The sequence below is a fragment of the Pseudomonas sp. Kh14 genome (genome assembly GCF_900291005.1).
Taxonomy (GTDB): Bacteria; Pseudomonadota; Gammaproteobacteria; order Pseudomonadales; family Pseudomonadaceae; genus Aquipseudomonas; species Aquipseudomonas alloputida.
The window spans coordinates 341,163-367,760 of sequence record NZ_OLKJ01000034.1 but is presented as its reverse complement, the minus strand read 5'-3'; the positions used below and the strand labels follow the sequence as shown (position 1 = coordinate 367,760).

19 protein-coding genes and 1 pseudogene are annotated in these 26,598 nt (G+C 61.7%); 7 read left to right on the top strand and 13 right to left on the bottom strand.

Translation table 11 applies throughout. The features are described from left to right. Nucleotides 1-495 precede the first annotated feature (495 nt). Nucleotides 496-1,290, bottom strand: coding sequence for an OBAP family protein (locus FQ668_RS19000; protein ID WP_019438235.1), 795 nt, complete (start codon nucleotides 1,288-1,290; stop codon nucleotides 496-498). Nucleotides 1,291-1,722: 432 nt separating this feature from the next. After that, a pseudogene (locus tag FQ668_RS18995) lies at nucleotides 1,723-1,833 on the bottom strand (transposase domain-containing protein); the annotation flags it as partial. A gap of 259 nt (nucleotides 1,834-2,092) precedes the next feature. On the opposite strand from FQ668_RS18995, the gene FQ668_RS18990 reads away from it, so the two are divergent. Beyond that, nucleotides 2,093-3,301: an MFS transporter gene (locus tag FQ668_RS18990; RefSeq protein WP_019438236.1), complete on the top strand. Its 1,209-nt coding sequence runs from the start codon at nucleotides 2,093-2,095 to the stop codon at nucleotides 3,299-3,301. A 161-nt stretch (nucleotides 3,302-3,462) separates the two neighbouring features. Then, nucleotides 3,463-4,068, top strand: coding sequence for a TetR/AcrR family transcriptional regulator (locus FQ668_RS18985; RefSeq protein ID WP_019438237.1), 606 nt, complete (start codon nucleotides 3,463-3,465; stop codon nucleotides 4,066-4,068). A 310-nt stretch (nucleotides 4,069-4,378) separates the two neighbouring features. Here FQ668_RS18985 and nhaA read toward each other — a convergent pair whose 3' ends face one another. Continuing rightward, nucleotides 4,379-5,740 carry a Na+/H+ antiporter NhaA gene (gene nhaA, locus FQ668_RS18975; RefSeq protein ID WP_014590396.1) on the bottom strand — a complete coding sequence of 454 codons (1,362 nt, stop codon included), beginning with the start codon at nucleotides 5,738-5,740 and terminating at the stop codon, nucleotides 4,379-4,381. A 303-nt stretch (nucleotides 5,741-6,043) separates the two neighbouring features. Here nhaA and FQ668_RS18970 point away from each other — a divergent pair, with 303 nt between their 5' ends. Beyond that, nucleotides 6,044-8,017: a choline BCCT transporter BetT gene (locus tag FQ668_RS18970; RefSeq protein WP_026031921.1), complete on the top strand. Its 1,974-nt coding sequence runs from the start codon at nucleotides 6,044-6,046 to the stop codon at nucleotides 8,015-8,017. A 27-nt stretch (nucleotides 8,018-8,044) separates the two neighbouring features. Here FQ668_RS18970 and FQ668_RS18965 read toward each other — a convergent pair whose 3' ends face one another. From FQ668_RS18965 to FQ668_RS18940, 6 genes are all read right to left on the bottom strand, one after another. Further along, a complete protein-coding gene (locus FQ668_RS18965) occupies nucleotides 8,045-8,461 on the bottom strand; it encodes a DUF1850 domain-containing protein (RefSeq protein WP_014590397.1) in 417 nt (138 codons plus the stop codon). Next, nucleotides 8,458-10,485 carry a TRAP transporter permease gene (locus FQ668_RS18960; protein WP_026031922.1) on the bottom strand — a complete coding sequence of 676 codons (2,028 nt, stop codon included), beginning with the start codon at nucleotides 10,483-10,485 and terminating at the stop codon, nucleotides 8,458-8,460. Before FQ668_RS18960 ends, FQ668_RS18965 begins: the two co-directional genes overlap by 4 nt. Before the next feature lie 27 nt (nucleotides 10,486-10,512). Next, nucleotides 10,513-11,463 carry a TAXI family TRAP transporter solute-binding subunit gene (locus FQ668_RS18955; protein WP_019438239.1) on the bottom strand — a complete coding sequence of 317 codons (951 nt, stop codon included), beginning with the start codon at nucleotides 11,461-11,463 and terminating at the stop codon, nucleotides 10,513-10,515. 104 nt (nucleotides 11,464-11,567) lie between these two features. Beyond that, entirely contained in the window at nucleotides 11,568-13,022 is a 1,455-nt protein-coding gene (locus FQ668_RS18950) for a TrkH family potassium uptake protein (RefSeq protein ID WP_019438240.1), read from the bottom strand. A gap of 267 nt (nucleotides 13,023-13,289) precedes the next feature. Continuing rightward, entirely contained in the window at nucleotides 13,290-13,931 is a 642-nt protein-coding gene (locus tag FQ668_RS18945) for a 3-oxoacid CoA-transferase subunit B (protein ID WP_003251131.1), read from the bottom strand. An 8-nt stretch (nucleotides 13,932-13,939) separates the two neighbouring features. Then, complete coding sequence (locus FQ668_RS18940; protein WP_010954768.1) at nucleotides 13,940-14,635, bottom strand: 3-oxoacid CoA-transferase subunit A; 696 nt, start codon at nucleotides 14,633-14,635, stop codon at nucleotides 13,940-13,942. Nucleotides 14,636-15,025: 390 nt separating this feature from the next. Between FQ668_RS18940 and FQ668_RS18935 the strand changes: the two genes are divergently transcribed. Next, complete coding sequence (locus FQ668_RS18935; protein WP_019438241.1) at nucleotides 15,026-17,191, top strand: methyl-accepting chemotaxis protein; 2,166 nt, start codon at nucleotides 15,026-15,028, stop codon at nucleotides 17,189-17,191. A gap of 276 nt (nucleotides 17,192-17,467) precedes the next feature. Continuing rightward, on the top strand, nucleotides 17,468-18,106 hold the full coding sequence (locus FQ668_RS18930) for a TetR family transcriptional regulator (RefSeq protein WP_014590411.1): 639 nt from the start codon (nucleotides 17,468-17,470) through the stop codon (nucleotides 18,104-18,106). Nucleotides 18,107-18,109: 3 nt separating this feature from the next. Here the strand turns inward: FQ668_RS18930 and FQ668_RS18925 are convergent, their stop codons facing one another. The 4 genes from FQ668_RS18925 to FQ668_RS18905 all read right to left on the bottom strand — a co-directional run bounded on the left by FQ668_RS18925 (nucleotide 18,110) and on the right by FQ668_RS18905 (nucleotide 24,313). After that, nucleotides 18,110-21,673: a molybdopterin cofactor-binding domain-containing protein gene (locus FQ668_RS18925; protein WP_019438242.1), complete on the bottom strand. Its 3,564-nt coding sequence runs from the start codon at nucleotides 21,671-21,673 to the stop codon at nucleotides 18,110-18,112. Then, nucleotides 21,670-22,143, bottom strand: a complete 474-nt coding sequence (locus tag FQ668_RS18920; RefSeq protein ID WP_019438243.1) for a (2Fe-2S)-binding protein — start codon at nucleotides 22,141-22,143, stop codon at nucleotides 21,670-21,672. Before FQ668_RS18920 ends, FQ668_RS18925 begins: the two co-directional genes overlap by 4 nt. 570 nt (nucleotides 22,144-22,713) lie before the next feature. Beyond that, complete coding sequence (locus FQ668_RS18910) at nucleotides 22,714-23,190, bottom strand: MarR family winged helix-turn-helix transcriptional regulator (protein WP_003251120.1); 477 nt, start codon at nucleotides 23,188-23,190, stop codon at nucleotides 22,714-22,716. A 70-nt stretch (nucleotides 23,191-23,260) separates the two neighbouring features. Continuing rightward, nucleotides 23,261-24,313, bottom strand: coding sequence for a 2,5-dihydroxypyridine 5,6-dioxygenase (locus FQ668_RS18905; RefSeq protein ID WP_004577272.1), 1,053 nt, complete (start codon nucleotides 24,311-24,313; stop codon nucleotides 23,261-23,263). 321 nt (nucleotides 24,314-24,634) lie between these two features. Here FQ668_RS18905 and nicC point away from each other — a divergent pair, with 321 nt between their 5' ends. Both nicC and nicD read left to right on the top strand, forming a co-directional pair. Continuing rightward, nucleotides 24,635-25,783, top strand: coding sequence for a 6-hydroxynicotinate 3-monooxygenase (gene nicC / locus FQ668_RS18900; protein WP_019438244.1), 1,149 nt, complete (start codon nucleotides 24,635-24,637; stop codon nucleotides 25,781-25,783). Beyond that, on the top strand, nucleotides 25,780-26,586 hold the full coding sequence (gene nicD, locus FQ668_RS18895; protein ID WP_014590415.1) for an N-formylmaleamate deformylase: 807 nt from the start codon (nucleotides 25,780-25,782) through the stop codon (nucleotides 26,584-26,586). The genes nicC and nicD overlap by 4 nt, the downstream gene beginning before the upstream one ends. The last annotated feature ends 12 nt before the right edge of the window (nucleotides 26,587-26,598 follow it).

The following is a 26,598-nucleotide window of genomic DNA, read 5'->3' as shown; positions in this document are numbered from 1 at the left end:
GGTGTTGCGATCTGAGCGCGGCTAACTTACTTCCAAGAGGGGCAGACGTTGCCGGATGTCGGCGATGAGCCGTCTGCCTTCTGCTTGCATCAGATCGCCATAATTGGCAATTGCGCCACACCTTCGGCACGTGAGAATGGCCTTTTTGTTCAACTTTATTGGTGTCACAAGGTCTTGCCCACCGCACTTCGTGAAACACGTTGCGGTAGATGGAGTGGCGCGGGGTGCTGAACGTTCACTTTGACATGAGGCTAGCTTGCCCAGCCCGCTGCTGGATGATGGCAACTACTGACAAGGGCGGCCGGGAATCCAAGTTGCGGGATGCGCCGGGATAATTTGGATAAGGCAAGCGGAGCGCGCCGGCCCAAGGATGGGCCAGAGCGTGAGGATGTAAGCCCGAAAGGGCCGTAGCCTGGCTTTGCCAGGGTGCGGTTTACGACAGCCGTCCCAAGAGGGGCACGCCAGGGGCATAACTATATGCAACTGTCCCAAGTGCTATTGGCTGGAACGGCTGTTCGCTTTCTCAGATGTCGACGTGGCGGGCCGATGCAGATGAGCACCCGTTGGATCGGTGATCTGAATAACGTTGCCGTGTTGCCAACCATCCGCCTTGGGATCAGCCGCAGGGATTTGAATGTCAGCCCGCTGAGCTTTGATTTTTGCCGCATCTACCTTCAGACGGCGATTGCGCTGCCCGACCATCGCCGGGTCAGCCTGGCCATCCATTGTGAACCCCATCATCAACTGCGGAACGCCCACAGGAAGAGCTTTATCCTGGTCGGTGTGCCACGTGTGCCATGTCTTCCCGTAGGTATGGGCAAGCCGCTCCATCAGCGCATGTTCAGCAGTCGCTGGTATGCCTGGTGCAACCAACTGACCGGACGAGACTTCATACCCGTGGCTGTGCCACATCGCCTTCTCGTTGGCCGGCAGATCAGCAAACAGCTTTTCGTCGATGATGTACTCGACACCCATGATCTTCGCTTCCTTGGTATTACCGTCGAAGATGACGCACTGGATGACATCCTCATTCAGGATGGAGCAGTAGTGATGCGCTTCCATCTGCACATCAGGATGTCCGTTGTAAAAGTGGAAGCCATCCAGGTAGGCGTTGATGGCCTCAATGGGCGGCTTGGCCTGCAAGGTCGCGGCGCCGGCTTCCAGCAACTGGGTCTTTGCGGATTCGGGCCTGCCAGGCGTCTCCACAGGCGACTTCGTCTCAGGAGCAGAGCAAGCCCACAGAAGACTACAGGCCAGGGGAAGGGTTATGAATCTGATGAGTTGTGGCATGAGAGTGGCTCTAGCTAGTGTCCTCAAGGGACAGCTTGGGCCTGTTGAACGGACAACTCAGAAGACAAACGGCCGAATTCTAGGCAAAAGAAAGCCCGCTGCTAGGCGGGCTAATGGGAGCTTCTATCACACGGGGGGATAGGACGAGTGTTGCCTAGGTGTCGTGAAAATTGGATGAAAGAAAAGTCCCTACAATGTCATCGCAGGGTTCTCCAACGCAGGGCCAGCCTATGCGCGTGATCTGCGACAGACATATGCGACGGTTCACGTCATTGAATCTTGTGGTCAAATGGCAAGCGGAGCGCGCCGGCCCAATGGGACAGAGGCGTGAGGAAAGCCCTGATTATTCAGGGCTTTTTGCGTTTCTTAACCGATCCACGTTCCCCTCCTGCCGCAAGGTCAGGGCTTGGTTTACCGTGGCTTCCCCGACTTTCACTTCCACGGCAATAGCGATTCGTAATCCTCAACCTTCGCGGCATGCGGCAAGTCCTCCAGTACGTGGCGATGCCATGCATAGGGTTCTTGGCCGTTGGCTTTGGTGGTTCAAGCAAGCTCTACGACTGCAGCGACGTTCGTGGCGACTGGCCTGCGGGCCTCATCGCTCACACCTTCAACTCTCGCTCAACGGCGAACGAGTGCTCGCGACACACAAGGCGTCACGGGGCAGGGCGGCTGAATAAGGACGTTCCCCGTCGAGTATTTACATTCAATTCGTATGATAATAAGGTTTTAATCATACGAGCTGCATGTATTTTACCTTGAGCGTGACTGCCCAAGGGCCTTTCGATAAGGAGAGTCGAGCGTGTTCAGTACCTACCGCGAGTTGTTCCAGGCCAAAGGCGCCAAGGGCTTCGCCTTGGCCGGCCTGCTGGCCCGGCTGCCGTTGCCGATGACCGGTATCGGGATCATCACCATGTTGTCTCAGATCACCGGCAGTTACGGCCTGGCCGGTGCGGTGGCGGCCACCTTCGTGCTGACCTATGCACTGATGTCGCCGCAGATCTCGCGCCTGGTCGACCGCCATGGCCAGGGCCGCTTATTGCCGGCCGCCGCCGGGCTCAGCGTGCTGGGCATCCTTCTGCTGTTGGCTTGCAGCTATTGGCGGCTGGCGGACTGGACCCTGTTCGTCGGGGCCGCGCTCGCCGGCTTCATGCCCAGCATGTCGGCGATGGTGCGCGCGCGCTGGACCGCGATTTACCGCGGCAAGGCGCAACTGAAGACAGCCTACTCGCTGGAAACCGTTCTTGACGAAGTCACCTTCATTGCTGGCCCGCCGATTTCGGTGGGGCTGAGCGTGGCGGTACTTCCGCAGGCCGGTACATTGGCTGCTGCCGTGTTCCTGGCCATCGGCGTGTTCGCCTTGGCGGTGCAGGTCGGCACCGAGCCGCCAGTAGAGGCTGATGCCGCCACCGGGCAAGACAGCACGTCGGTGTTCAGGCTGGCCGACGTACGCCTGCTGACCTTGCTGATGGTCGCTATGGGCTTGATCGTCGGTACGGTCGACATCGTCAGCGTGGCATTCGCCGAGCAGATGGACATGCCGGCTGCGGCCAGCGTGGTGCTGTCCTGTTATGCCATCGGCTCCTGTGTCGCGGGGCTGGTGTTCGGTGTCCTGAAACTCGATACCCCGCTACACAAGCTGCTACTGCTGGATGGGTTGGCGACGGCGGCGACAACCTTGCCGCTGCTGGTGGTGGGAAACATCATCGGGCTGGCCATCGCCGTGCTGGTTGCGGGTCTGTTCTTCGCCCCGACCATGATCGTGGCGATGTCGCTGGTAGAGCGCATCGTGCCCGAAAGCAAGCTGACCGAAGGGATGACCTGGTTGCTCGCCGGCCTCAACGTTGGAGTTGCCGGCGGTGCCGCAGCATCTGGGCAGGTGGTCGATGTGTGGGGTGCCCAGGCCGGATTCAACGTGGCCTTGGCCGCCGGGGCCGCAGTGTTGTTGGTCGCGCTTTGGGGCTACCAGCGCATGCGCGACCGAGCCCGACAGGCGTCGTATTCGGTTTGATCGGCTTCAGGCTCGGTGCAGGCCGCCCGGCTTGGGGCTCGGTTACCGCGCGGCGATACGACAGGCTTGTCAGTGGGCCTCGGGCCCAAGACAATGCATGCAAGCGGTATGAATACTCGCATACGCCCTCCCCATGCCGCCTGAACACAAGGAATAGCTGGATGGTTCGCCGCACCCGCGCCGCAATGCAAGAAACCCGAGCCCTGTTGCTGAGCACCGCCCGCCAGATGTTCAGCGAGCAGGGGTATGCGCACGCCTCGATGGATGATCTGACTGCCCGGGCGGGCTTGACGCGGGGGGCGCTGTACCACCACTTTGGCGACAAGAAGGGGTTGCTGATAGCCGTCGTCGAGCAGCTCGACGCTGAAATGGACGAGCGCCTGCGTGCCATTACCGAGACCGCCGAGAACGCCTTGGACGGCTTTCGCCAACGCTGCCACGCCTACCTGGAGATGGCGCTGGAGCCCGAGATCCAGCGCATCGTGCTGCGCGACGCCAGAGCGGTGTTGGGTGGCGGCTCGCCTGAGGCCCAGCGGTATTGCATAGAGTCGATGCGCCAGTTGATCGACAACCTGGTGCTGGAGGGCGTTTTCGTCGACGCGCACGCTCAAGCGCTGGCTGCGTTGATCTACGGCAGCTTGGCTGAGGCGGCCGTGTGGATCGCGGAGGCCGAAGACGGCAATGCACGCCTGGCGCAGGCTGGCAAGGCGTTCGACCTGCTGTTGCTCGGCGTGCTAAAACGGCCAACAGACTCTGCGCAGGCGTGACCGCGCGCGATATTTCCGCCATTCCGGCAAGCGCTTGAGCGAAGCGAACGCCGCGTCGGCTAGCCAGGCGAATGCCAGCGCAACGAGCCCCAGCAGCAGTGCCCCGATCCAGAACGCCAGTCTCGCCAGCGTGAATGGCGGGGGAGTGAAGGTGCAAGACGGGTAGGTTAGGACATTGTTCACACACGGCTGACTTGGAAAGCCGTGTGTATGGCGTGTTTTCCCGGGCAGCCCTACCCGACACTGAAGTCGTGTCGGGAGTGGCGATCCGCTTGCCCAAATGCAATGGATCGCCAGTACGAGAATGTTGCTAGGTGGGCGAACCTGCTTTGGTAGCAGACGCTGCGCTACGCATGCTCCATACCCCCCAGGTCAAACCCAGCACGGCCGCGATCAACGATGCGGATAGCACGCCGAGTTTCGCTGCCCCAAGTGAGCCAGGGTCGACGAACGCGAGGTTGGCGATGAAGATCGACATGGTGAAACCGATGCCGGCCAGCAGCCCGACCAGGATAATGCTACGCCAGTTGACCTCGGCGGGAAGCACGCACCAGCCTAGGCGGACCATCAGCCAACTGACGCTGACGATGCCCAAGGGCTTTCCTGCAACCAGGGCGACAGCGACGGCGATCATGACCCACTGGGGGCCTTCTGCGGACAGGTCGACACCCGAAAGGCTGACCCCGGCGTTGGCCAAGGCAAACACCGGCATGATGCCGAAGGCTACCCAGGGGTGCAGGGTGCCTTGCATGCGCACTACCGGCGGCAGCAGTTCGCGCTGGGCCAGGCGCAGTCGTTTCAACGGGTCCATGAGGTCGCTGGCATCTTGCTCAGGCGCCTTGGCGCGCCCCAGCAATTCGCCGGTGAAGCGGGTAATGGCGTCCAGTGGGCGCTCACGCATCGGCATCGCGGTCACAGGTGTCATCAGGCCCAGCACGACGCCTGCGAGGGTCGGGTGGGCTCCGGTCAACAAGATGCCCAGCCAGACGATCGCACCGGGAATGACATAGGCGTAGGCTGAACCCACTCCAATCTTCTGAAGCCCGATCACCATTAGCAGGCCGATCACTGCAACGCCGAAGCCGGTGTAATCAAGGCCGCCTGAGTAGAAGAACGCGATGATCAGGACTGCGATGATGTCATCGATGATTGCCAGGGCGAGGAGGAATACACGTACGTTGGACGGTATCGACTTGCCGAGCAGGGCCAATACGCCCACCGCAAAGGCGATATCCGTCGCCGTTGGCACGGCCCAACCTTGTTGGTCTGCTGGCGCGTGACCAAAACTCAGGTAGAGGAGTGCGGGTACCGCTACGCCGCCGACAGCGGCTGCCATGGGAAGCGTGGCTTGACGCAGGCTGGACAGTGCACCTTCGTGGATCTCGCGGCGGATCTCCATGCCCACGACCAGGAAAAAGATGGTCATCAGGCCATCATTGATCCAGAAATGCAGGGACTGCGAATAGACATGCGAGCCCACGCCGAACGTCAACGGGGTATGCCAAAGGGCTTCATAACTGTCGGCAGCCGGGGAATTCGCCCAGATCAGGGCAGCGACTGCGGCAATCAACAGAACGATGCCGCTGACCGCTTCAATGTGCAAAAAGCGTTCAAGGTTGGCGAAGGCGCGCTCGGCCAGTTTCTGGGCGCGAGGTAATTCTACTTTATGCATAGGCACAGGTGCTCCCGCATGGCGGCCCGACCTGCGCTGTTCTTTAACCTGCCTCACTGCACCGTGCAGCTGGCACCCGTGCGGTAGTCTACCGAATAACCACTCGCAGATGAACAAAAAGCACCAAACCATTCACTCCAATGAGGCGTCGGTTTGAGATTTTTTCCTGCAGACGTTAGGGTTTGTAGTTGTTTTCGAGCACACGGAGCTTGGCAAACGGGAGTTTATCCAGCTGCTAGCCTTGGTAAATGTCGTCGTGCCCAGGCACGCTGTGCTCATCGCCTTGCAAGGAGAACTGCCGCTATGACTGCAGCCCCCAAACCCAGGAGCACCCTCAATCCACCTGTCTTCTACACCAGTGCGATACTTGTTTTTCTGCTGGTCTTGTACGCCACGGCATTTCAGGAGCACGCCCAAATGCTGTTCGAGCAAGTCCAGCGATGGATCATCACCAATGCCAGCTGGTTCTATATTCTTGTTGTAGCGTTGGTGTTGATCAGCGTGGTGTTTCTGGCCGTCAGCCGCTATGGCGACATCAAGCTAGGCCCTGACCACAGTGAGCCGGATTACCGAAAGAGCAGTTGGTTCGCCATGCTGTTCTCGGCAGGAATGGGGATTGGCCTCATGTTCTTCGGCGTGGCCGAACCGGTCATGCATTTCTCCACGCCGCCCGTGGGCGATCCCGGCACCGTTGCCGCGGCGCGCGAAGCCATGAAAATCACCTTTTTCCACTGGGGCCTGCATGCCTGGGCGATCTATGCCATCGTCGCGCTGATCCTGGCCTACTTCAGCTTCCGCAATGGCCTGCCGTTAACCTTGCGTTCGGCACTCTATCCGCTGATCGGTGAGCGAATCTATGGCCCTATAGGGCATGCCGTGGATGTCTTCGCCATCCTCGGCACGGTGTTTGGTGTGGCCACCTCGCTGGGTTATGGGGTATTGCAGATCAACAGCGGATTTCATCATGTGTTCGGTTTGCCGGTAAACACCACCGTGCAAGTCATCCTCATCACCGCCACCTGCGCATTGGCGACGCTTTCGGTGGCTAGCGGCCTGGATAAAGGTATTCGCATCCTGTCCGAACTCAACCTGAGCCTGGCGGTGATCCTGATGCTGTTCGTGCTGCTGCTTGGGCCTACGGTGTTCCTGCTGCAGACCTATGTACAGAATACCGGCGCCTACCTTTCGGACATCGTCAATAAAACCTTCAATCTCTACGCTTACGAGCCCACCGACTGGATCGGCGGCTGGACTTTGCTGTACTGGGGCTGGTGGTTGTCCTGGTCGCCCTTCGTGGGTTTGTTCATCGCACGTATTTCGCGAGGGCGGACCATCCGCGAATTCGTCTGCGGCGTACTGTTCGTGCCTGCGGGTTTCACCTTGCTGTGGATGACGGTGTTCGGCGACTCGGCAATCCATATGATCCTCAACGATGGCGTGAAGGATCTGGCTGCTGTGGTCAGTGAGGACAGTTCCCTCGCGTTGTTTGCTTTCCTGGAGCATTTTCCGTTCTCCAGCATCATTTCGCTGGTCGCGGTGCTGATGGTGGTCGTGTTCTTTGTGACCTCGGCGGACTCTGGTGCGCTGGTCGTGGATATGCTCGCCTCCTCCGGACAAGGTCATTCACCCCTGTGGCAACGGATCTTCTGGTCAGTCTGCATAGGCGCAGTCGCGATCGCGTTGCTGCTGGCGAACGGTCTGAAGGCGCTGCAGACCGCGACCATTGCGAGCGCTTTGCCGTTCGCGGTCATCCTGCTGGTTGCGATTTGGGGCTTGTTCAAGGCGCTGAGTCTTGATGCGACTCGCCGCGGGTTGCGCAATCAAGCCTTGCCGGGCCCACGCCATACCCGCCACCCACACGGCGGCTGGCAGCGGAGGCTGCGCAATATTGCATTGATGCCTCGCCGGGTTCATGTCACGCGCTTTATCGCCGAGGTGGTGAGGCCGGCCTGTGAAGAGGTCGCCCAGGAGCTGCGCAAGCAAGGCTACGAGGTGAGCGTGAATGAGCGTGATGATGGGCGGGTATCTCTGGAACTCTCCCATGCCGGTGAAGGACGTTTCCTCTACGAGGTGCGGCCACGGGCCTTCAATACGCCAAGCTTCGTCATGCGGGACACCGAAGACGGTGCCGATTCCCGCAAGTATTTCCGCGCGGAAGTGCATCTGCGAGAAGGGGGCCAGGACTACGACATCATGGGGTGGAGCCGTGACGATGTGATTGGCGACATCCTGGATCAGTACGAACGCCACCTGCATTACTTGCACGTGGTGGGCTGAAGTGGATTCGGTCCTGCCCTGTCGCCGTCAGGGCAGGGCGGTTCGCCTGCTGTCCAAAGGCGGATTTTCACAGGCCCAGAAGTCTACTGCAGCAACGCGTTCGCTTGGCGGTCCTAACCAGTAGGACAGCGGCTGGCACCCGCCTGTCGTGCAGACCTGGTAGTCGCCAGCCTCGGGCGTTCGCCCGGCGTGCAAGGGCTGCAGCGGTGGTAGATGACGACGATAGTGCCAAGTGCCGTTGCGCAGTTGAGCGTCGTCCGGAATCTCCATGCCGGCCCCGCTGCCTTTGACCCGTGCCTCTACCAGTACCAGGCCCGCCGGGGTCACTTGGTAATCCTCTTCCCAGCGGACCTTTTCGATACTGTGCTGCCACGCAAGGGTAAAACCGTTCAGTGGCAGGCTGACCCAGACCACACCGGCCAACCCAACGCAAAGGCTGATCATGCGAGGTGTCCAGAGGCCGGTCGGCTTCGCCAGTAGTGCCAACCCAGCACTGCCGTACCCAACGCAAAACCGACCTCATCGCTGATGGGCGCGGCAAGTATCAAGGACACACCAGCAGCGAACGCCAACAGGCGTTCCCACCAGGGCATGGGGGCACGCAAATGCCCGATCGACGCACATCCCCAGAGGGCTACCGCGAACGCCGCCTTGATCACCATGTACAACGTGGAGCCCATGCTGTCACCTTGCATCATCAACGCCGGGTCATAGACCGCCATGAAGGGCACCACGAAACCAGCCAAGGCAATGCGCACCGCCCAGAAGCTGATCAACAGGCCTTTTTCCTTGGCAATCGGGGCCGCTGCAAAGCACGCCAATGCCACTGGCGGCGTCAGGTCGGCCAGGATGCCGAAATAGAACACGAACATGTGCGAGACGATCAGCGGGACCCCGAGCTCCAACAGGGCGGGGGCGGCAATGGAGCTGGTGATGATGTAGTTGGGGATGGTTGGGATGCCCATACCCAGTACCAGGCAAGTGAGCATGGTCAACACCAGCGAGAGGAACAGGTTGTCCCGTCCCAGGTCAAGAATGTATCCGGCAAAGGTGGTGGCCAGGCCGGTCAGCGAGATGACGCCGATAATGACGCCGACCAGCGCACAGGCAATGCCCACCGGCACCGCATGACGGGCACCCTCCGCGAGGGCCATGACGCATGCGTGCAGGGTGGCACGGCCGCCCTGGACAAAGCAGCACGCAATGGCCAAGCCGGCAATGACCATCAGGATCACCCCGATCCCCATGCGGAAAAAACCTGAACACAGTATCCCGAGTGCAACCCAGAAAGCCGCGCGCAGCCAGGTTTTTCGAGCGCGCAGGATGATCGCCGAGCCTAGGATGACGATGGCGGTCAGGGCCAGGCCGACCATTCCCGAGTACAAAGGTGTTCGCCCGGAAAACAACAGGGCGACCAGAACCATCAGCGGTACCAGCAGGAACCAGCGTTGTCGCAATGCGTCCCAGGCACTCGGGCACTGTTCGCGAGGCAAGCCGTGCAGATGGCTGCGCCGAGCCTCCAGGTGGACCATCCAGTAGACCGAGCCGAAGTACAGTAATGCTGGGATGAGCGCGGCTTTCGCCACCTCGGCGTAGGGCACGTTGATCGTCTCGGCCATGATGAACGCCACAGCGCCCATCACCGGCGGCATCAGCTGGCTGCCCATGCTGGAGGTCGCCTCGACGCCACCGGCAAATGCAGGTTTGTAGCCAAAACGCTTCATCAGCGGAATGGTGAACTGTCCGGTGGTGACGACATTGGCCACCCCCGAGCCGGTAATGGTACCCATCAGTGCCGAGGAGAACACCGACACTTTGGCCGGTCCCCCGCTGCGATGGCCGAACAGCCCCATGGCGAAATCGGTGAACAGACGAATCATGCCCGCCTGCTCAAGAAATGCGCCGAACAGGATGAACAGGTAAATGTAGGTGGCTGAGACATAGGTCGGTGTGCCATACAGCCCCTCGGTGCCGAAGGCCAACTGATTGACGATCTGATCAAGGCCGTAGCCTCGATGCGCGAGTTCGCCTGGCAAGTGTTGGCCAAGCAACCCATAGGCCAGAAACAGGGCGCAAATGATGGGCAACGCTATGCCCATGACGCGCCGCGCGGCTTCAAAGACCAAACCAATAAGCAACAGCCCCACGATCAGGTCACTGGTGGTCAGTTCGCCGGAGCGTTGAATCAGATCCCCTTCGAAGTACCACTGGTATGTGGCCGTCGCCATTCCCGCAAGACCCAGCAGCCAGGCAAGGGGTTGCCACGGCCGATGGTGGCCAACGAATGCATAGCTCAGGTACACCACCAGCAACAGGAACCCCACGTGTATTGCACGCAGTACTTGGGTGGAAATCAGGGGGAAGGCCGCCGTGGCGATCTGGAAAACCGAAAAGACCAGTGCCACGGCAAAAAGCGCGGCAGGCCAGCGATCGGTGCTGGCGTGAAGACCTTGCGCTGTATCACTCATACGCTGCTCCATGGCTCGAGAATGTCATCAAGGGAGCAGGTTTTTCTCCTTGAAGTACCTCTCTGCTCCTGGATGCAGCGGAATGGGCAGGTTCTTGGCGGCATTCTCCGCCTGGATATCTTTCGCTGCAGCGTGGGCCGTGACCAGGCGAGGAAGGTTCTCGAATATCAGCTTGGTCATCTGATAGGCCAAGTCATCGCCGATATCGGCGCGGGTGACGAGGATGTTGTTGATGGCCGCCGTTGATACGTCCGCACTCTGACCATCATAGGTGTTGGCAGGAATGGTGGCGGGTTGGTAGGCCTTGTTGCCAATGCGGGTCACGACCTCGGCAGGGATAGGCACGAACACTACCGGCAAGGTCGCGGCCAAGTCTCGGATAGCCGCTTGACCGAGCCCTGAGGATTGCAGCGTGGCGTCAAGCTGACGGTTCTTGATCAGTTCGACGGACTCCGCATAGGGCAGGTATTCAACTTTTCCCATGTCCTGGTAGGTAAGCCCCGCGGCTTTGAAGATGGCGCGGGCGTTCAGTTCTGTCCCGGACTTGGGGGCTCCAACCGAGATACGCTTGCCTTTGAGGTCTGACAGGGATGTGATCCCAGACTCCTTGCTGGCGACGATCTGGATGTAGTTCGGGTAGGTACCTGCGATGGCACGGAGTTTCTTCAAGGGCGTTTTGAATCCAGCCTCTGCATCGCCCTTCCAGGCATCTGTCACCGAATCCCCCAGTGCGAACGCCAACTCCCCTCGACCGGCTTGCAACAGGTTGAGGTTCTCTACCGAGGCCTTGGTGGCTTGCACCGTGGTCTTGCTGCCCTCGATGCCATGGCTGTAGATCTGTGAAATGCCTACGCCTACCGGGTAATAGACACCACTGGTACCGCCTGTGAGGATGTTGATGAAGGTTGGTGCGGCCTGGGCAGCCGCGCTGACAGCAAACAAGGTGCTGGCCAATGCCAGGCGAAGGGCTGGGTTCATGGCGTCGTTCTCCGCTTGTTGTTGTTATTCCTGCGCCAGTAAACCTAGAACGAATATGCTGTCCCTGCCCAATTTTATGGCTGATCGGCTGGATGGCCTCTGCTCTAGAATCGCCAGAAGACTGGCGAGACCAGTACCAGTACGGTGAGGATCTCGAGCCGGCCAAGCAGCATGCCAACCGTCAGCAACCATTTCGCTGCGTCCGGCAAGGAGGCGAAATTACCTGCTGGACCGATAAGCGTGCCCAGGCCAGGACCGACGTTGCACACAGCGGTGGCCGCCCCGCTCAACGCCGTCATCCAGTCGAGTCCTATCAAAGACAGGCCCAGGGCGATGACCGCAATGGTGACGGTGAAGAAGAACGAGAACGTCAGCAGTGACCGTACGATCTCTTCATCGATGGGGTGCCCATTGTATTTTTTCGAGATCGTTGCCCGTGGATGGATCAACTGCTTCAGGCTGCTGACAAGCAAGGCAGCGGCCACCTGGAAACGGAATATTTTCAAACCGCCAGCGGTGGAGCCCGAGCACCCGCCGACAAACGTCAGGTAAAAGAACAGCATGATGGCGAAGCTGCCCCAGAGCGTGTAATCACCCACGGCAACGCCTGTTGTGGTTACTACCGAGGTCACATTCACCGCAACAATACGAAACGCATCCCACCAGGCCAGATCGCTGTGCAGGCAGAGCCAGGTTCCGACGGTGAGCCAGACGAAGACGAGAAAACCAATGAAACCGCGAACTTGATGGTCCTTGAGCAGGATGCCTCGATGGCCACGCAGCGTGGCGACATACAGCGTGAAGGGCAGGCTGCCGAGTATCATGATGACCACAGCCACCCAGTGCACCGCTGGCTGCTCCCAATGGCCCAGCGAGGCATCCGAGGTAGAGAAACCACCGGTTGAAACCAGCGACATCGAATGATTGATGGCTTCGAACGGGGTCATGCCGGCAGCCCACAATGCCCCTGTCCCCAATGCAGTCAGGCCCAGGTAGACCAGCAGGATTATCTTGGCTGCCACATGCGAACGCGGCGTCACTTTGTCAGACCAATCCGAAGACTCGGTTTGGAACAGGCGCATGCCGCCCACGCGCAGCAGTGGCAGGATCGCCACGGCCATGCCGATAAAACCAATGCCTCCCAGCCAGTGCAGCAGCGAACGCCATATCAGCAGCCCCGGCGATGCACTGTCCAGGCCGGTCAGCACGGTCGAGCCGGTGGTGGTGATTCCTGACATGGTTTCGAAGAACGCGTCCGTGTAACTGATGTGTCGAATGAACACCATTGGCAGCGCCGCGAATGCGCACACGATGACCCAGCTTGCCGTCGTGAGCAGATACATGTCCCTGGTCCGCAGTTGCGGTGTGTCGGGTACGCCGCGGGCCACCATGAGCAGGCCGACACACAGAACGATCAGGCTCGACCAGACGAATGCACCGAGGTCGTCGCTGCGGTCGTACACCAGCAGCGTCAGCATTGGAATCACCATGCTGACGGCCAACGTGATCAGGAATACACCAATAATGAAGGCGATGAAACGCAATGCAGGAAGCGGCATTGAGGGAGCTCGTTGGGACAGTGCCGGCAGTATTGCCTGCTTTACGGTAATGTCGAGTAAAAAAGGCGTAAAGTCGTGGCCGGCAATTTTTTACGCCGCTATCGGGCTCCCGCTCGATAGCTCATTGGGTTGACCTCTCCGAGAGTTCTATCGGCTCCGAAGCGGCTGTAAAGGCGGTCTCGAGCACCGCGTGCTCCCTGCTCGCGGCGCTTGTGCGGCACTATCGATAGTGCCGCAGAAACATGGAAAGCCCTAAGTCTTCCTGGATCACTTGATCAGCGGCACGCCACTGAGTTTCTGCAGCTCGTCAAAGTCGATGTCCGCGCAGATTTCGACCACTTTCAGCCCTTCCGGTGTCACTTCCAGCACGGCCAGGTCGGTGTAGATGCGGCTGACGCAAGCGATACCGGTCAGCGGGTAGGTGCACTCGGGCACCAGCTTGCTTTCGCCGGTCTTGGTCAGGTGGTCCATCATCACGAACACCTGGCGGGCGCCGGTGGCCAGGTCCATTGCGCCGCCTACGGCCGGGATCGAACCTTCGGCACCCGTGTGCCAGTTGGCCAGGTCGCCCTTGACCGACACCTGGAAGGCGCCCAGTACAGCGATGTCCAGGTGGCCACCACGCATCATCGAGAACGAATCGGCATGGTGGAAGAAGGCGCCACCGGTCAGCAGGGTGACGTGCTGCTTGCCGGCGTTGATCAGGTCATCGTCTTCCTCGCCCGGCGCAGGGCTTGGGCCCATACCCAGCAGGCCGTTTTCGCTGTGCAGGAACACTTCCTTGTCGCCCAGGTAGTTGGCCACCAGGGTTGGCGCGCCAATGCCCAAGTTTACATACGCGCCTTCCTGGATGTCTGCGGCCACGCGTTGGGCCATCTCGGTGCGGGAGAGCTTTTTGGTGATGGTCATGGCAGGCCTCAGACAGCTTTGGCAATCGAAGAAGCGGCAGCACCGGTGACGGCGACCACGCGCTGGACGAAGATACCCGGGGTGATGATGTGTTCCGGGTCCAGTTCACCAAGTTCGACGACCTGGTCGACCTGGGCGATGGCGGTCTTGGCAGCCATGGCCATGATCGGGCCGAAGTTGCGGGCGGCCTTGCGGTAGGTCAGGTTGCCCCAACGGTCACCCTTGTGCGCCTTGATCAGTGCGAAGTCGGCGTGCAGCGGCATTTCCAGCACGTACATGCGGCCGTCGATCTCACGGGTTTCCTTGCCCTCGGCCAGCAGGGTGCCGTAGCCGGTTGGCGAGAAGAACGCACCAATGCCGGAGCCTGCGGCGCGGATACGCTCGGCCAGGTTGCCCTGCGGGACCACTTCCAGCTCGATCTTGCCGGCGCGGTACAATTCGTCGAACACGTAGGAGTCGGACTGGCGCGGGAACGAGCAGACCACCTTGCGCACGCTGCCTGCCATAAGCAGGGCGGCCAGGCCGATCTCGCCGTTGCCGGCGTTGTTGCTGATGATGGTCAGGTCGCGGGCACCGGTGGCAATGAGGCCATCGATCAGCTCGGACGGCATGCCAGCCGTGCCGAAGCCACCGACCATGATGGTCGAACCGTCGGTAATCCCTTCCACCGCGCTGGCGATGGACTCGTACGTTTTATTGATCAAGGCGAGCTCCTGGTTGTTCCTGGAGTTGTGGTTGTCGGGCTGGCCGGAGCGCGTGAAGCGATGGGGCCTGTCAGCACTTGAAATGGCTTGCTGACTTTCGCTATAGCGTGCCGCAAGATAGGGCAACAGTAGAGAGGGTTTGGCTGAATTTGTGCGATTATCGAACTGTTGTGCGGTCTGCGAGCAGTTCTGGAGGCTATTTGCCTCATTTCAGTGGAATGCTTAAACCGCTCATTTTTGCCCGTGGCTGGTGCGTTCCGGGGTTGCCTGCCGGCATCTTGCACTGATGAAGTGCATCCACTCCGCTGGATCGCCGATTAATCACGCCTCCCGCCGTTGGCGTGCGACTTGCTATCAGATTGCCATTCGATGTCGCGTATGGTGAAGATAATGTCGCTTTCCAGTGGTTTGATGCAGTTATCGTCGAGTGAAAAGGGTTGGCTGCCGTGGTTTGGCAAAACCGGCAAATTCAGCATGGGCTGGGCGTGCCGCCTTAATCGGGCCAGTTACCCGCAGGTCGAGCAAACCTTCGAAGCCATCGCCCAGGCCCGCGTGCAGTTGCTGCATGAGTGGGTGCGCGAGCAGTGGGAACACCTGGCCGACCTGGCCGAGCAGGTGGCGCCGGGGCTCGCTCAAGTCGATAGCGCGATGTTGCGCAACACGTTGGCCCAGGCGGAGGACTTTTCCGAACTGTTTGTCGTCGATGCCCACGGCAGCGTCATCGCTTCGACCTGGCCCCAGCGTGGCACGCCACGTATCGAGTACTTGGCAGCCCTGGCGCAGGGGCTGAAAGCACCCTTCCTGCACGGTCCCTACAGCGACCCGCTGACCTTGCAGGTCGGCCCGTCTTCCTCGCGCTTCCACGATGAAGTCACGTTGATGTTCTACCAGCCCCTCATGCACGAGGGCAAAGTGCTGGGTTGTCTGTGTGGGCGGGTGCCCAACGATGTGCTGGGTGACCTGATCCAGCGCGAGGCAGGGCACATTTACCCCGAGTCCGGCGACAACTACCTGTTCATGGCGCAATCGCGCTTCGACCCCACCATACAACCCGGTACCGCGTTGTCCCGCTCGCGCTTCGAGGACGCCACCTTCACCCATGGCGAAAACCTCAAGAACGGTGTGCACACGCCCTGGGCCACCGTGCAGGTCCAGCGTCATACCGAGCTGGAGCTTCGTTTCACCGACCCTTCCACGCGGGAACTGCACCCTGGCGTGAGGGAGACGATCAGGCGCGGTGCCAACCTGTTCGTGACCTACCCCGGCTATTCGGACTACCGTCATGTGCCAGTGGTGGGCAAGGGCGTTACCTTCCAGTTGCCGGGCTCGCCCGACCGCTGGGGCATGATGTGCGAGGCGGACCTGGAAGAGGTCTACCGCCGGCGTTCGCTGAGCTACGGTTTGATGAAACCCTATGTGGCGATCATGGCGGGGCTGTTCGGCTGCAATTACCTGGTGCAGCACTATGCAGGCCTGCCGCAAGGGCTGACTGACGCGATCGAGGCCTTGAGCATGCTGGGCGCCACCTTGTTGTTTGGCGTGCTCGGGCCCAAGCGCCTGGCCGCCAGGTTGAATGGCATGAGCAGTGTGCTGTGCACCATCGCCGAGGGTGAAGGCAACCTGCGCCAGCGCCTGGATACCAGTACCTTGGCCAATGATGAGAGCGGCGACATGGCGCGCTGGATCAACAGCTTCATCGACCGCCTGGACACGGTGGTCGGGCAGGTGGTCAAGGCCAGCCGCACGGTCGGCAGCACCAACCAGATGATGCTCGGGCGCAGCCAGGAGGCCAGCGTAAGCTCCGCCGACGTGGCCGACGCCGTGCACCAGATGATGATCATCATGGAAGAGCAACTCGGCGAACTGCAACAGGCCTCGGTCAGCGCCGAGCAGATGAAACAGGCCATGGACGAAGTGGTCAGCCGCGCACGCGCGCAGTACCAGGCGGTGCAGGCGGGCACCCAGTCGATCCGCGATGTGGTGGCGCGCTCATCATCCAGCGTGCAACGGCTCGACAGCCGCATGGTCGAGATCGACAACATCACCGGGTTGATCAGCGAAATCACCAACCAGACCAACCTGCTGGCGCTCAATGCCGCTATCGAGGCGGCGCGGGCGGGGGAGCATGGTCGTGGCTTCGCGGTGGTGGCTGACGAGGTGCGCAGCCTGGCCGCACGCACCTCGCGTGCCGCCGACGACATTCGCCATATGGTCGAGAGCCTGCAGGGCGAAACCCGGCAGGCGGTAAGCTTCATGGAGCAGGGCGTGCAGGACGTCGACAACAGCCTGCGCCTGGCGGAGGACGCCTCTTCCGAAAATGTACAGCTGCACCAGGCGGTGGAGAGCATGTTCGCCATTATCCAGCAGCTCAACCGTCGCAGCGTGGAATACGGCAAGACGATCGAGCAGGTCAACCAGTCCTCCAGCGAGATGCGCCAGACCGCCCTGGTGCTGCAAAGCAGTGCGCAGAAGGTGAAGGTGGATGCTGGCAAGTTGCAGAAGCTGGTGGGGCAGTTCGAAGTCAGCGGTGATGGCGAACGAGGCGTCGCTGCTTGAGTAACGCACCTGTCCGGTAACGCGGGAGTCCGTCATGATCCGGCTGGCTGTACGTGCCACTCATCAGGTGCAAGCCAGCCCCGATGACTGCTGACTTCCAGGCAGGTAGCGGACGAAGGGCGGGTTTGCCCGCGCAGAACGCAACGCGATCAATGGCAGCGGCTCTGCCGGTGTTAGCCGGTGCGCCATTTCCGCCACCAGCCGAGCCGAAAAAGCCGCGCAATGGCTCAATGTCTGTGGCAGTGTTGGGTTTCTGGCAGCCCCACAGGGACCGACATGCAAACTCGCAAAACCGGTGTTCGCGCCCAGCAGGCCGACCGCACCCGGGACAATATTCTCAAGGCCGCAGTGAAGGTCTTCAGCAAGGAAGGCTTCACTGGCGGGCGCATCGAGCAGATCTCCACGCTGGCCAAGTCCAACGACCGGATGATCTATTACTACTTCGGCAGCAAGGAAAAGCTGTTCATCAGTGTGCTGGAGCACATCTATGCCAGCTTCAACCAGGCCGAAGCGAAGCTGCGCCTCGACCTCGCCGACCCTGAGCAGGCCCTGCGCGAACTGGTGGCGTTTATCTGGGACTATTATGTGCGCCACCCCGAATTCGTCACCATCCTCGCCACCGAAAACCTTCACCAGGGCTTGCACGCGCGCAAGTCGCAAAACCTCAGGGCGCTGTCCGGCGAGGCGGTCGGCGTGTTGCGGCCGATCATCGAGGCCGGACAAGTAAAGGGCCTGTTCCGTGACGATATCTGCATTACCCACGCCTACCTGATGATTGCCTCGCTCTGCTACTTCTATAACTCCAACCGCCATACGCTCAGCTCGTTCCTGGCCGTGGACCTGGCCGACAAGCAGGCCAAGGCCGATTGGCTGGCCTTCATCAGTGACCTTGCGCTGCGCGGCTTGCGCCGCTGAGCCTCAGTGGCTGCCAGGGTTGGCGCGTACCTGCGCAGCCTTGGACGCCAGCCCTTGCCAGGCCGGTTTGTCGGCGGCAAAACGATGGCGCAGGTAGGCCGCGAGGTCGGCTACCTGGCGGTCCGACAGGCTGTCCTTGAAACCGGGCATGTAGCCCAGGTCGCGGGTTGCCGGGGTCGGAATGCCGTGCAGCACAACGCGCAGCAGGTTGTCCGGCAGGTCACTATGGACGTTGCTGTTGACCGCCATCGACGGGCTGACGCCAAACAGCTTCGGCCCCAGCCCATCACTGTGACAGGCCAGGCATGCACCTTTGAATACCCGCTCGCCGTTGCTCAGCGACACGTGCGAGTCCACCTGAGGCGCGGCATTGGTGGCCAGTGTCTGCGGCTCGCCATCCAGGGAGCTGAGGTAGTGGGCGATGGCGCGCACGTCGCTTGTTGGCAGGGTGGCAAGCTCACTGACCACCGGGCCCATGGGGCCGGCCGCCACGCCATGTTTTTCGGAGAAGCCAGTGCTGAGGTAGTTGAACAACTCGTCTTCGCTCCACGGCGTCGATGACTTGCCCAGGGCGTTCAAGGCCGGGGCCTCCCAGCCATCGACCATGCCGCCGGCAAGGTAGCTGCTACCGCCTTTTTCTGCGCCCAGCAGGTTGCGCGGCGAGTGGCAGGCCGTGCAGTGCCCCAGGCCGTCGACCAGGTAGGCACCGCGGTTCCACTGCGCATTGCGCTGCGGGTCGGGCTGGTATTCGCCGCGTTGCAGAAACAGCGCATTCCAACCGGCCATCAGCGGCCGCTGGTTGAACGGGAAGCGCATCTGGTTGGCGGGCGCTTCCTGGCGTACCGGGGTTTGCGACATCAGGTAGGCATACAGCGCTTGCATGTCGGCGTCGTTGATGTTGCGAAACGAGGTGTAGGGAAACGCCGGGTACAGGTGCCGGCCATCGCGGCTGATACCTTCGCGCATGGCCCGCTCGAAGGCCGCGAAGGACCAGCGGCCGATACCGGTTTCCGGGTCGGGGGTGATATTGGTGCTGTATAGCGTGCCGAAAGGCGTATCCATTGCCAGCCCCCCGGCATTGGCCTTGCCGCCACTGACCGTATGGCACACGGCGCAGTCGCCCGCCGCCGCCACCTGGCGCCCGCGCTCGAGCATGGCGGCGCTCCAGCTGCCGACAGCAGGTGGCGTTACCGGGGCGATTTCGGCGCGCCAGGGCAAGGCGGTGGCAAGCATGCCCAATGCGGCGCCGAACACCCCGGCCAGCGAGCCGAACCACCACTTCGAACGCTTGGTTGACGGCTGCGCTGGCGCGGGTGCATCTGGCCCTTGGCCTTCGCCACCGAGCGCAGCGCGCACGCGTTCGGCAGTGATCGGGAGCTCGCGAAAACGAATGCCGGTGGCGTCGAAAATGGCATTGGCGATGGCCGCTGCGCTGGGTACCGAGGCTGACTCGCCACTGCCCATTGGCGGCTCGTGCTGGCGCGGCAGCATCATTACGTCGATAGCTGGCACGTCGGGGAAGGTCAGGATCGGGTAGCCGCCCCATTCCTTGCTCGCCACTGTCGACTCTTCGAAGCAGACCTGCTCCTTGAGTACCCGGCTGGTGGACTGGATGACGTTGCCGTGGATCTGGTGACGCACACCCTCGGGGTTGACCATCATCCCGGCATCGTGGCCGATCACCACCCGGGTGACGGCCACTTCGCCTGTGCGCCGGTCCACTGCGACATCAGCTACCCACGCTGCCCAGGCCGCGCCGAAGCCGGGGAATTTACTGTGGATATAGCGCGCATAGGCAAAACCCCGGCCGCGCAGCACATCACCTTCGGCCTGTGTCTGCATGGGCCGGGTATGCGGCTGCCATTGCGCGCGTTCAGCGGTGGCTTTGACCAGGTCGATGGCGCGCGGGTCGGACAGGTGCTTGAGGCGATATTCGACCGGGTCGACGCCAGCGGCGAAGGCCAGCTCATCAATGTACGACTCGTGGGCGAAGCTGTTGGGCATGGCCGACACCCCCCGCATCCACGAGGCGCGCACCAGTGGCGTCATGTCATTGATGGTGACGCGCATGTGTTGGTAATCGTAAGGCGGGATCGACGTGCGATCGCCCATCTCGAACAGCGCCGGCACCGGTTCCACGGCACCGGTCAGCAGCAGGGCCAGGGTGGGCGCGCCATTGGACGGGTAGCTGGTCTGGAAGTCATAGGCAGCCACGCTGCCATCGGCGTTCAGGCCGCCATCGATTTCCATCAGCTGCGCGGTGCCCTTGGGCTCCCACACGTGTTCCTGTTCGCGGGTCAGTTGCACCCGCACCGGGCGCTGCACCGCACGCGACAGCAGCACCGCGTCGGCGCACACGTCATCGGCGCAGTTGCGGCCATAACAACCGGCTGCTTCCATGCGAATGATCTCGATGCGTGCTTCGTCGCACGCCAGCAGCCAGGCCAGGTCTGCGCGCAGCAGGTGCGGGTTCTGCGTACCTGACCACACGCGGATCTGCCCTGCGGTGAAGTCGGCCAGCGCACATGATGGGCCGATCGATGCGTGCAGCTGGTAAGGCCATAGGTAGCTGCGGCTCAGGCGCTGGCTGGCGTTGGCGATGCTGCCGTCGACATCGCCCTGGTCCAGCACGGTGCGCTGCACGCGCGGGTTGTCGCGGATGGCCTGGGCGACATCGCTAAGGTCGGGCAGCTTGCCTGTGAATGGCTTCCAGCTGACTTTCAGCTCATGGGCTGCACGGATGGCTTGCTCTTCGCGCTCTGCCACCACGCCGACGAAGTCGCGGATGACCACCACGGCGACCACGCCGGGTAGATGGGCGATGGAGGATTCATCCACCGCCAGCAGGCTGTTGCCGACAAAGTCGCCGCTGTCATGGCCGGCGTAGGGCGGGCGGATGACCCGACCGTGAAGCATGTTGGGCAGGCGCATGTCGTGCACATAGGTCAGCTCGCCGGTGGCCTTGCCAGGGATGTCTACCCGAGGGGCGCTGCGCCCGACCAGGCGGTAGTCCTCGATGGCCTTGAGCGGGGCGTCGTCGGCAATGTGCAGCCGGTGGTTCTCGCCTTGCACCAGTTCGGCAAAACTCAGCGTGCTGCCGTTACTGGCGATAACCGTGCCGTCTTCAATGCGCAGCATTTCGGGCGGGCAGCCAAGGCGCAGGGCGGCCTGTTGCAACAGATAGCGTCGCGCTGTGGCTGCGGCCTTGCGCAGCGGTACCGCGGAAATCTGCAGGGTGGCGCTGGCAATGGTCGCGCCCTGGTTGGGGGCCCGCTCGGTGTCGCCCAGCACCATGTGCACCTGGTCCATGCGCAGGTCCAGCTCTTCGGCGACGATTTGCGCCAGCGAGGTACGGATGCCAGTGCCCAGGTCGACATGACCATTGAAGGCGTAGACCATGCCGTCGTCGCTGACCGCGATGAACAACGCCAGCTCACGTTCCTTGATTGCAGGTGTCACGCCCTTGGCCACGGGGCCTGAGGGTGGGGTGATCTGGTCGACGATCAGCAATACGCCGGTCTTGGCCAGCAGTTGGTCGCGGCTGGGCACCTGTTGTGAGTGGTTCATGGCTTTCTCCGGGTCTCGGCAGCGCGGCGCACGGCGCGCAGGATTTCGACGTGGGTGCCGCAGCGGCACAGGTTGCCGGACAGTTCATTGCGAATCTGCTCGTCGCTGGGGGCGGTAATGCGATCGAGCAGGGCCTTGGCAGTCATGATCATGCCGTTCATGCAGTAACCACACTGGGCCGCCTGCTCGTCGATGAACGCCTGTTGTACGGGGTGCGGCGCGGCCTTGCTGCCCAGCCCTTCGAGGGTGGTGATATCGCGGCCAGCGGCGCCGGCCAAGGGGATGACGCAGGAGCGGGCGGCCACGCCGTCGATGATCACCGTACACGCCCCACACTCGCCCAGGCCGCAGCCGTACTTGGGGCCGTTCAGGCACAGGTCGTTGCGCAGGATCAGCAGCAGCGGGGTGTCAGGCATGGCGCTGACTTCGACGGGCTGGCCGTTGACCTGCAGGGAGATGGTTATTTGCATTGTTGGCTCATCTCTGGAGGTTGCTTGCGCTACCAAAGGACTCAAATGACGAGAGCGTTTCGGTAAGTACTCACTACATGAAATGAGTGAGCAAGAAGCAGGCCAGAGATGAATTTGCAGAGAGCTGTGGTGGGGGGCAGGGAGGAAGATTGTCGGCGTCTGAGAAATCGAGCGCCGCCCGCGCGGCGCATCGCGCTGTGCCGAACCCCGATGCGTGTGTAGGAGCGGGTTTACCCGCGAATACGGTGGCGGCGGTAACGGTGATCGGCGGGTGGAGATTGGCCAGCAGGGCCGGCCCTTTCGCGGGTGAACCCGCTCCTACGACGGCCTGTGCCGAACCCCCGATGCGTGTGTAGGAGCGGGTTTACCCGCGAATACGGTGGCGGCGGCAACGGTGAACGGCGGGAGGAGATTGGCTAGCAGGACCGGCCCATTCGCGGGTGAACCCGCTCCTACGACGGCCTGTGTCCAACCACCGATGCGTGTCCAATGTGAGCGAGCTTGCTCGCGATGTGCTTGATCTCTCAGGCCGCGTATCTGTGACGGCCACCGCGGCAGTCACAACAATTTTCAGCCCGCGTTCTCGTCGCTGTCGATCATCTTGCGCAGCAGGTACAAAATGGCTACGCGCTCCCCGGCATTCAGGCTGCCCATGCTCAATTCGCTGATCTGCCGGGCGCAGGGGATCATTGCATCGAGCAAGGCCGCGCCGCTTTCGGTGAGTTCGACGATGACCTTGCGCCGGTCGCCCGGGTCTGGCGAAAGCTGCACCAGCTCGCGCGCCTTCAGGCGCTCGACGATGCCGCGGATGGTTGCCTGGTCCACCGCGGTGGCCTTGATCAGTTCGGCCTGGGAGCTGGGGCCGTGGTCGCGCAGGGCGCACAGGGTGACGAACTGGATCGAGGTAAGCTGCGGGTCGCAGGCCTGCTGCTGGAAGATCGCCGTGTGCCGCTGGTAGGCCTTGCGCAGCAAGTGCCCGACCTGTTCGGTAACGTCGTAGGGGGTGTTGTCGAGCGGGGCGCTGCTGGGGGTGGTTTTTTTCGACATAGGATGGCTTGGGCTGGGTGGAAAGAGGCTGGCCGGCCGCCAATAGCGGAGCGCCCGGCCAGTATAACCCCTATCGCGCTCGCGACTCCTCTGGTGCAACCACGTCGCCGGCCAGCACTACCGCCTTGTCATCCAGGTAGATATCGCAGTTGCGCAGCGGGATGTCCAGGTGGCACGGAGTCTTGCGCTTGCCGCCGACCTCGGTGTTGGGGCCAGTGGAGAACAGGAAGTTGCCGTAGAACGCACGGGCATCCATGCACATGCCGTCGTTGCGGTCGTGCAGGCCCATGGCCGTCCATTGCGCGCGCGGCTGCAGGCCCCAGCCTATGTGCGAGATGCCGTATACCTCGGGGTCGTTGAAGTACTTCATGTAGTCACGCAGGTACTCGGCCTCGAAGCCGCCATGTATGCCGGTGATGAAGCCTTTTTCGATTTCCAGGGTGATGCGCTCGCGGCAATAGTTCTTGAACGGCAGGATGATGTCGCCCACGTCCAGCACCAGCGTGCCCTCGGCGCTGTCCTCGTTCGGCCAGGTGAACAGAAAGCCGCTGGGCCAGTGGTCCCAGCGCCCCGGTTCGTCGGCATAGCCGTACTCAGTCACGGCCGGGTACTGGCCGAGCGGGGCATGGAAGTCGCTACCGGCCTTGGACCGCACATGCAGGCTGCGCGCCTGTTTCAAAAGGGTTTCGGCAGCCAGCACCCGGCGTTTGTCGTCTTCGGTCGGCAGCATGCGCGCCAGCACCTCGGGTGGCTCTACGGCCAGCAGGATGCGCGTGCCGGTCTTGAGAATCTGCTCCTGCTCGGGCGAGTGCAGCAGCATCATGGTGTCGACGACCAGGTCGGCCGCTTCCAGCGCCCGCTGCGCCGCCAGGTTGCCGGTCAGCGCGGTGTCGCCGCAGTAGGCCGTCATGTCGTTGCCCATGGCGGTCGGGTGGTTGAACGCCGGCAGCTCTACCGCATACACCTTGGCCTTCAAACGCTGGGCGGCCTCCATGGCGGCGTTGACCGTGCGCGGGTCGGAGTAGTGGCTCTTGAGCACGGCCACGCTCTGCGTTTCGTCCACGCGAGACAGCTTCAGTACGTGCTCGAACATCTGGGTCAGTTGTGCATTGCTCACCGGCATCGGGGTTCTCCTGGGTGGCGTTGACAGGGGCGCACCATGGCAGTGCCTGGTGCTTCATCTCGGTGCAAAATAATAGTGTGTACACCCTACTTATGCAGATGAAAACGCATCCTGCCAGCGAGCGCAAGTTATCTGTTCAAGCGTTACCTATCCACACATAGTCCAGTATTTACGGTAACAGTCAGCCGGTTTTCGTTTCGTTCAGCTGTTTGAAAAATATTTTAAGCTGGCTCTTTTCAAAAGTCATTTGTAGCGTATACGCTCTAAATAGTCAGGCGGTTGAACCGCTGGCCACCTATCAGAACAAGAGGAGACATACCCATGCGGGGTAGGCAGAAAATCGCAATCGTCGGTGCAGGTCTGGGTGGGGCAGCCGCCGCCACGTTGCTGCAACAGGCCGGGTTCGATGTCGAGGTATTCGAACAGGCTCCGGCGTTCACCCGCCTGGGCGCGGGCATTCATATCGGCCCTAACGTGATGAAAATCTTCCGCCGCATGGGGCTGGAGCAGAAGCTGGAGCTGATGGGCTCGCACCCGGACTTCTGGTTCAGCCGCGACGGCAATACCGGTGATTACCTGTCGCGCATTCCGCTGGGCGAGTTTGCCCGCCGCGAATACGGCGCCGCGTACATCACCATCCACCGTGGCGACCTGCACGCCCTGCAGATCGAGGCCATCCAGCCGGGCACCGTGCACTTCGGCAAGCGCCTGGAAAAGATCGTCGACGAAGGTGACCAGGTGCGCCTGGACTTCGCCGACGGCACCCACACCGTGGCCGACATCGTCATTGGGGCCGACGGCATCCATTCGAAGATCCGTGAAGAGTTGCTGGGGGCTGAAGCGCCGATCTACAGCGGCTGGGTCGCGCACCGTGCACTGATTCGCGGGGTGAACCTGGCACAGCATGCCGATGTGTTCGAGCCCTGCGTCAAATGGTGGTCCGAAGACCGCCACATGATGGTCTACTACACCACCGGCAAGCGCGACGAGTATTACTTCGTCACCGGCGTGCCACATGAAGCCTGGGACTTCCAGGGTGCGTTCGTCGACAGCAGCCAGGAAGAAATGCGCGCAGCCTTCGAAGGCTACCACCCCACGGTGCAGAAGCTGATCGACGCTACCGAATCGATCACCAAGTGGCCGCTGCGCAACCGCAACCCGTTGCCGTTGTGGAGCCGTGGTCGCCTGGTGCTGCTGGGCGACGCCTGCCACCCGATGAAGCCACATATGGCCCAGGGCGCGTGCATGGCCATCGAGGACGCGGCCATGCTGACCCGCTGCCTGCAGGAGACCGGGGTGTCGGACCACCGCACGGCGTTCGCCCTGTACGAGGCCAACCGTAAAGAGCGGGCATCGCAGGTGCAATCGGTATCCAACGCCAACACCTGGCTCTACACCCAGGAAGACCCAGCTTGGGTTTACGGCTACGACCTCTATGGGCAGCAGCTTAATAGCGGGGAGGCGGCATGAGCACCTTCGTCGCTGGTGGTAACGTCAGCGCCAATGGCATCCGGCAGCATTACCTGCACTATGGCGGCAAGGGCCATGCGCTGATCCTGGTGCCAGGCATCACCAGCCCAGCGATCACCTGGGGCTTTGTCGCCGAGCGCCTTGGGCAGTATTTCGACACCTATGTGCTGGATGTGCGCGGGCGCGGCTTGTCTTCAAGCGGCCCCGAACTGGACTACGGCACCGACGCTTGTGCTGCGGATATTCCCGCCTTTGCCGCCGCGCTGGGCCTGGATGGCTACCATCTTGTCGGGCACTCGATGGGGGCGCGTTTTGCCATCCGCGCTGCCGCCCAAGGGGCGCCGGGGCTGCAGCGGCTGGTGCTGGTCGACCCACCGGTGTCCGGGCCGGGCCGCCGCGCCTACCCGAGCAAGTTGCCGTGGTACGTCGATTCGATCCGCCAAGCCACGATTGGCATGAGCGGCGATGACATGCGCGCCTTCTGCGCCACCTGGAGCGACGAGCAACTGGCCCTGCGTGCCGAGTGGCTGCACACCTGCTACGAGCCGGCGATCGTGCGGGCCTTCGATGATTTCCACGGGGTCGATATCCACCAGTACCTGCCCGCGGTGCGCCAGCCGGCATTGCTGATGGTGGCCGGGCGGGGTGGGGTGATCGAGCCCCGTGACATTGCTGAAATGCGCGAGCTCAAGCCGGATATCCAGGTTGCGTACGTTGACAACGCCGGCCACATGATTCCCTGGGATGACCTGGACGGTTTCTTCGCCGCCTTTGGCGACTTCCTCGACCACCCCCTCGTCTGACGGAGCACGAGA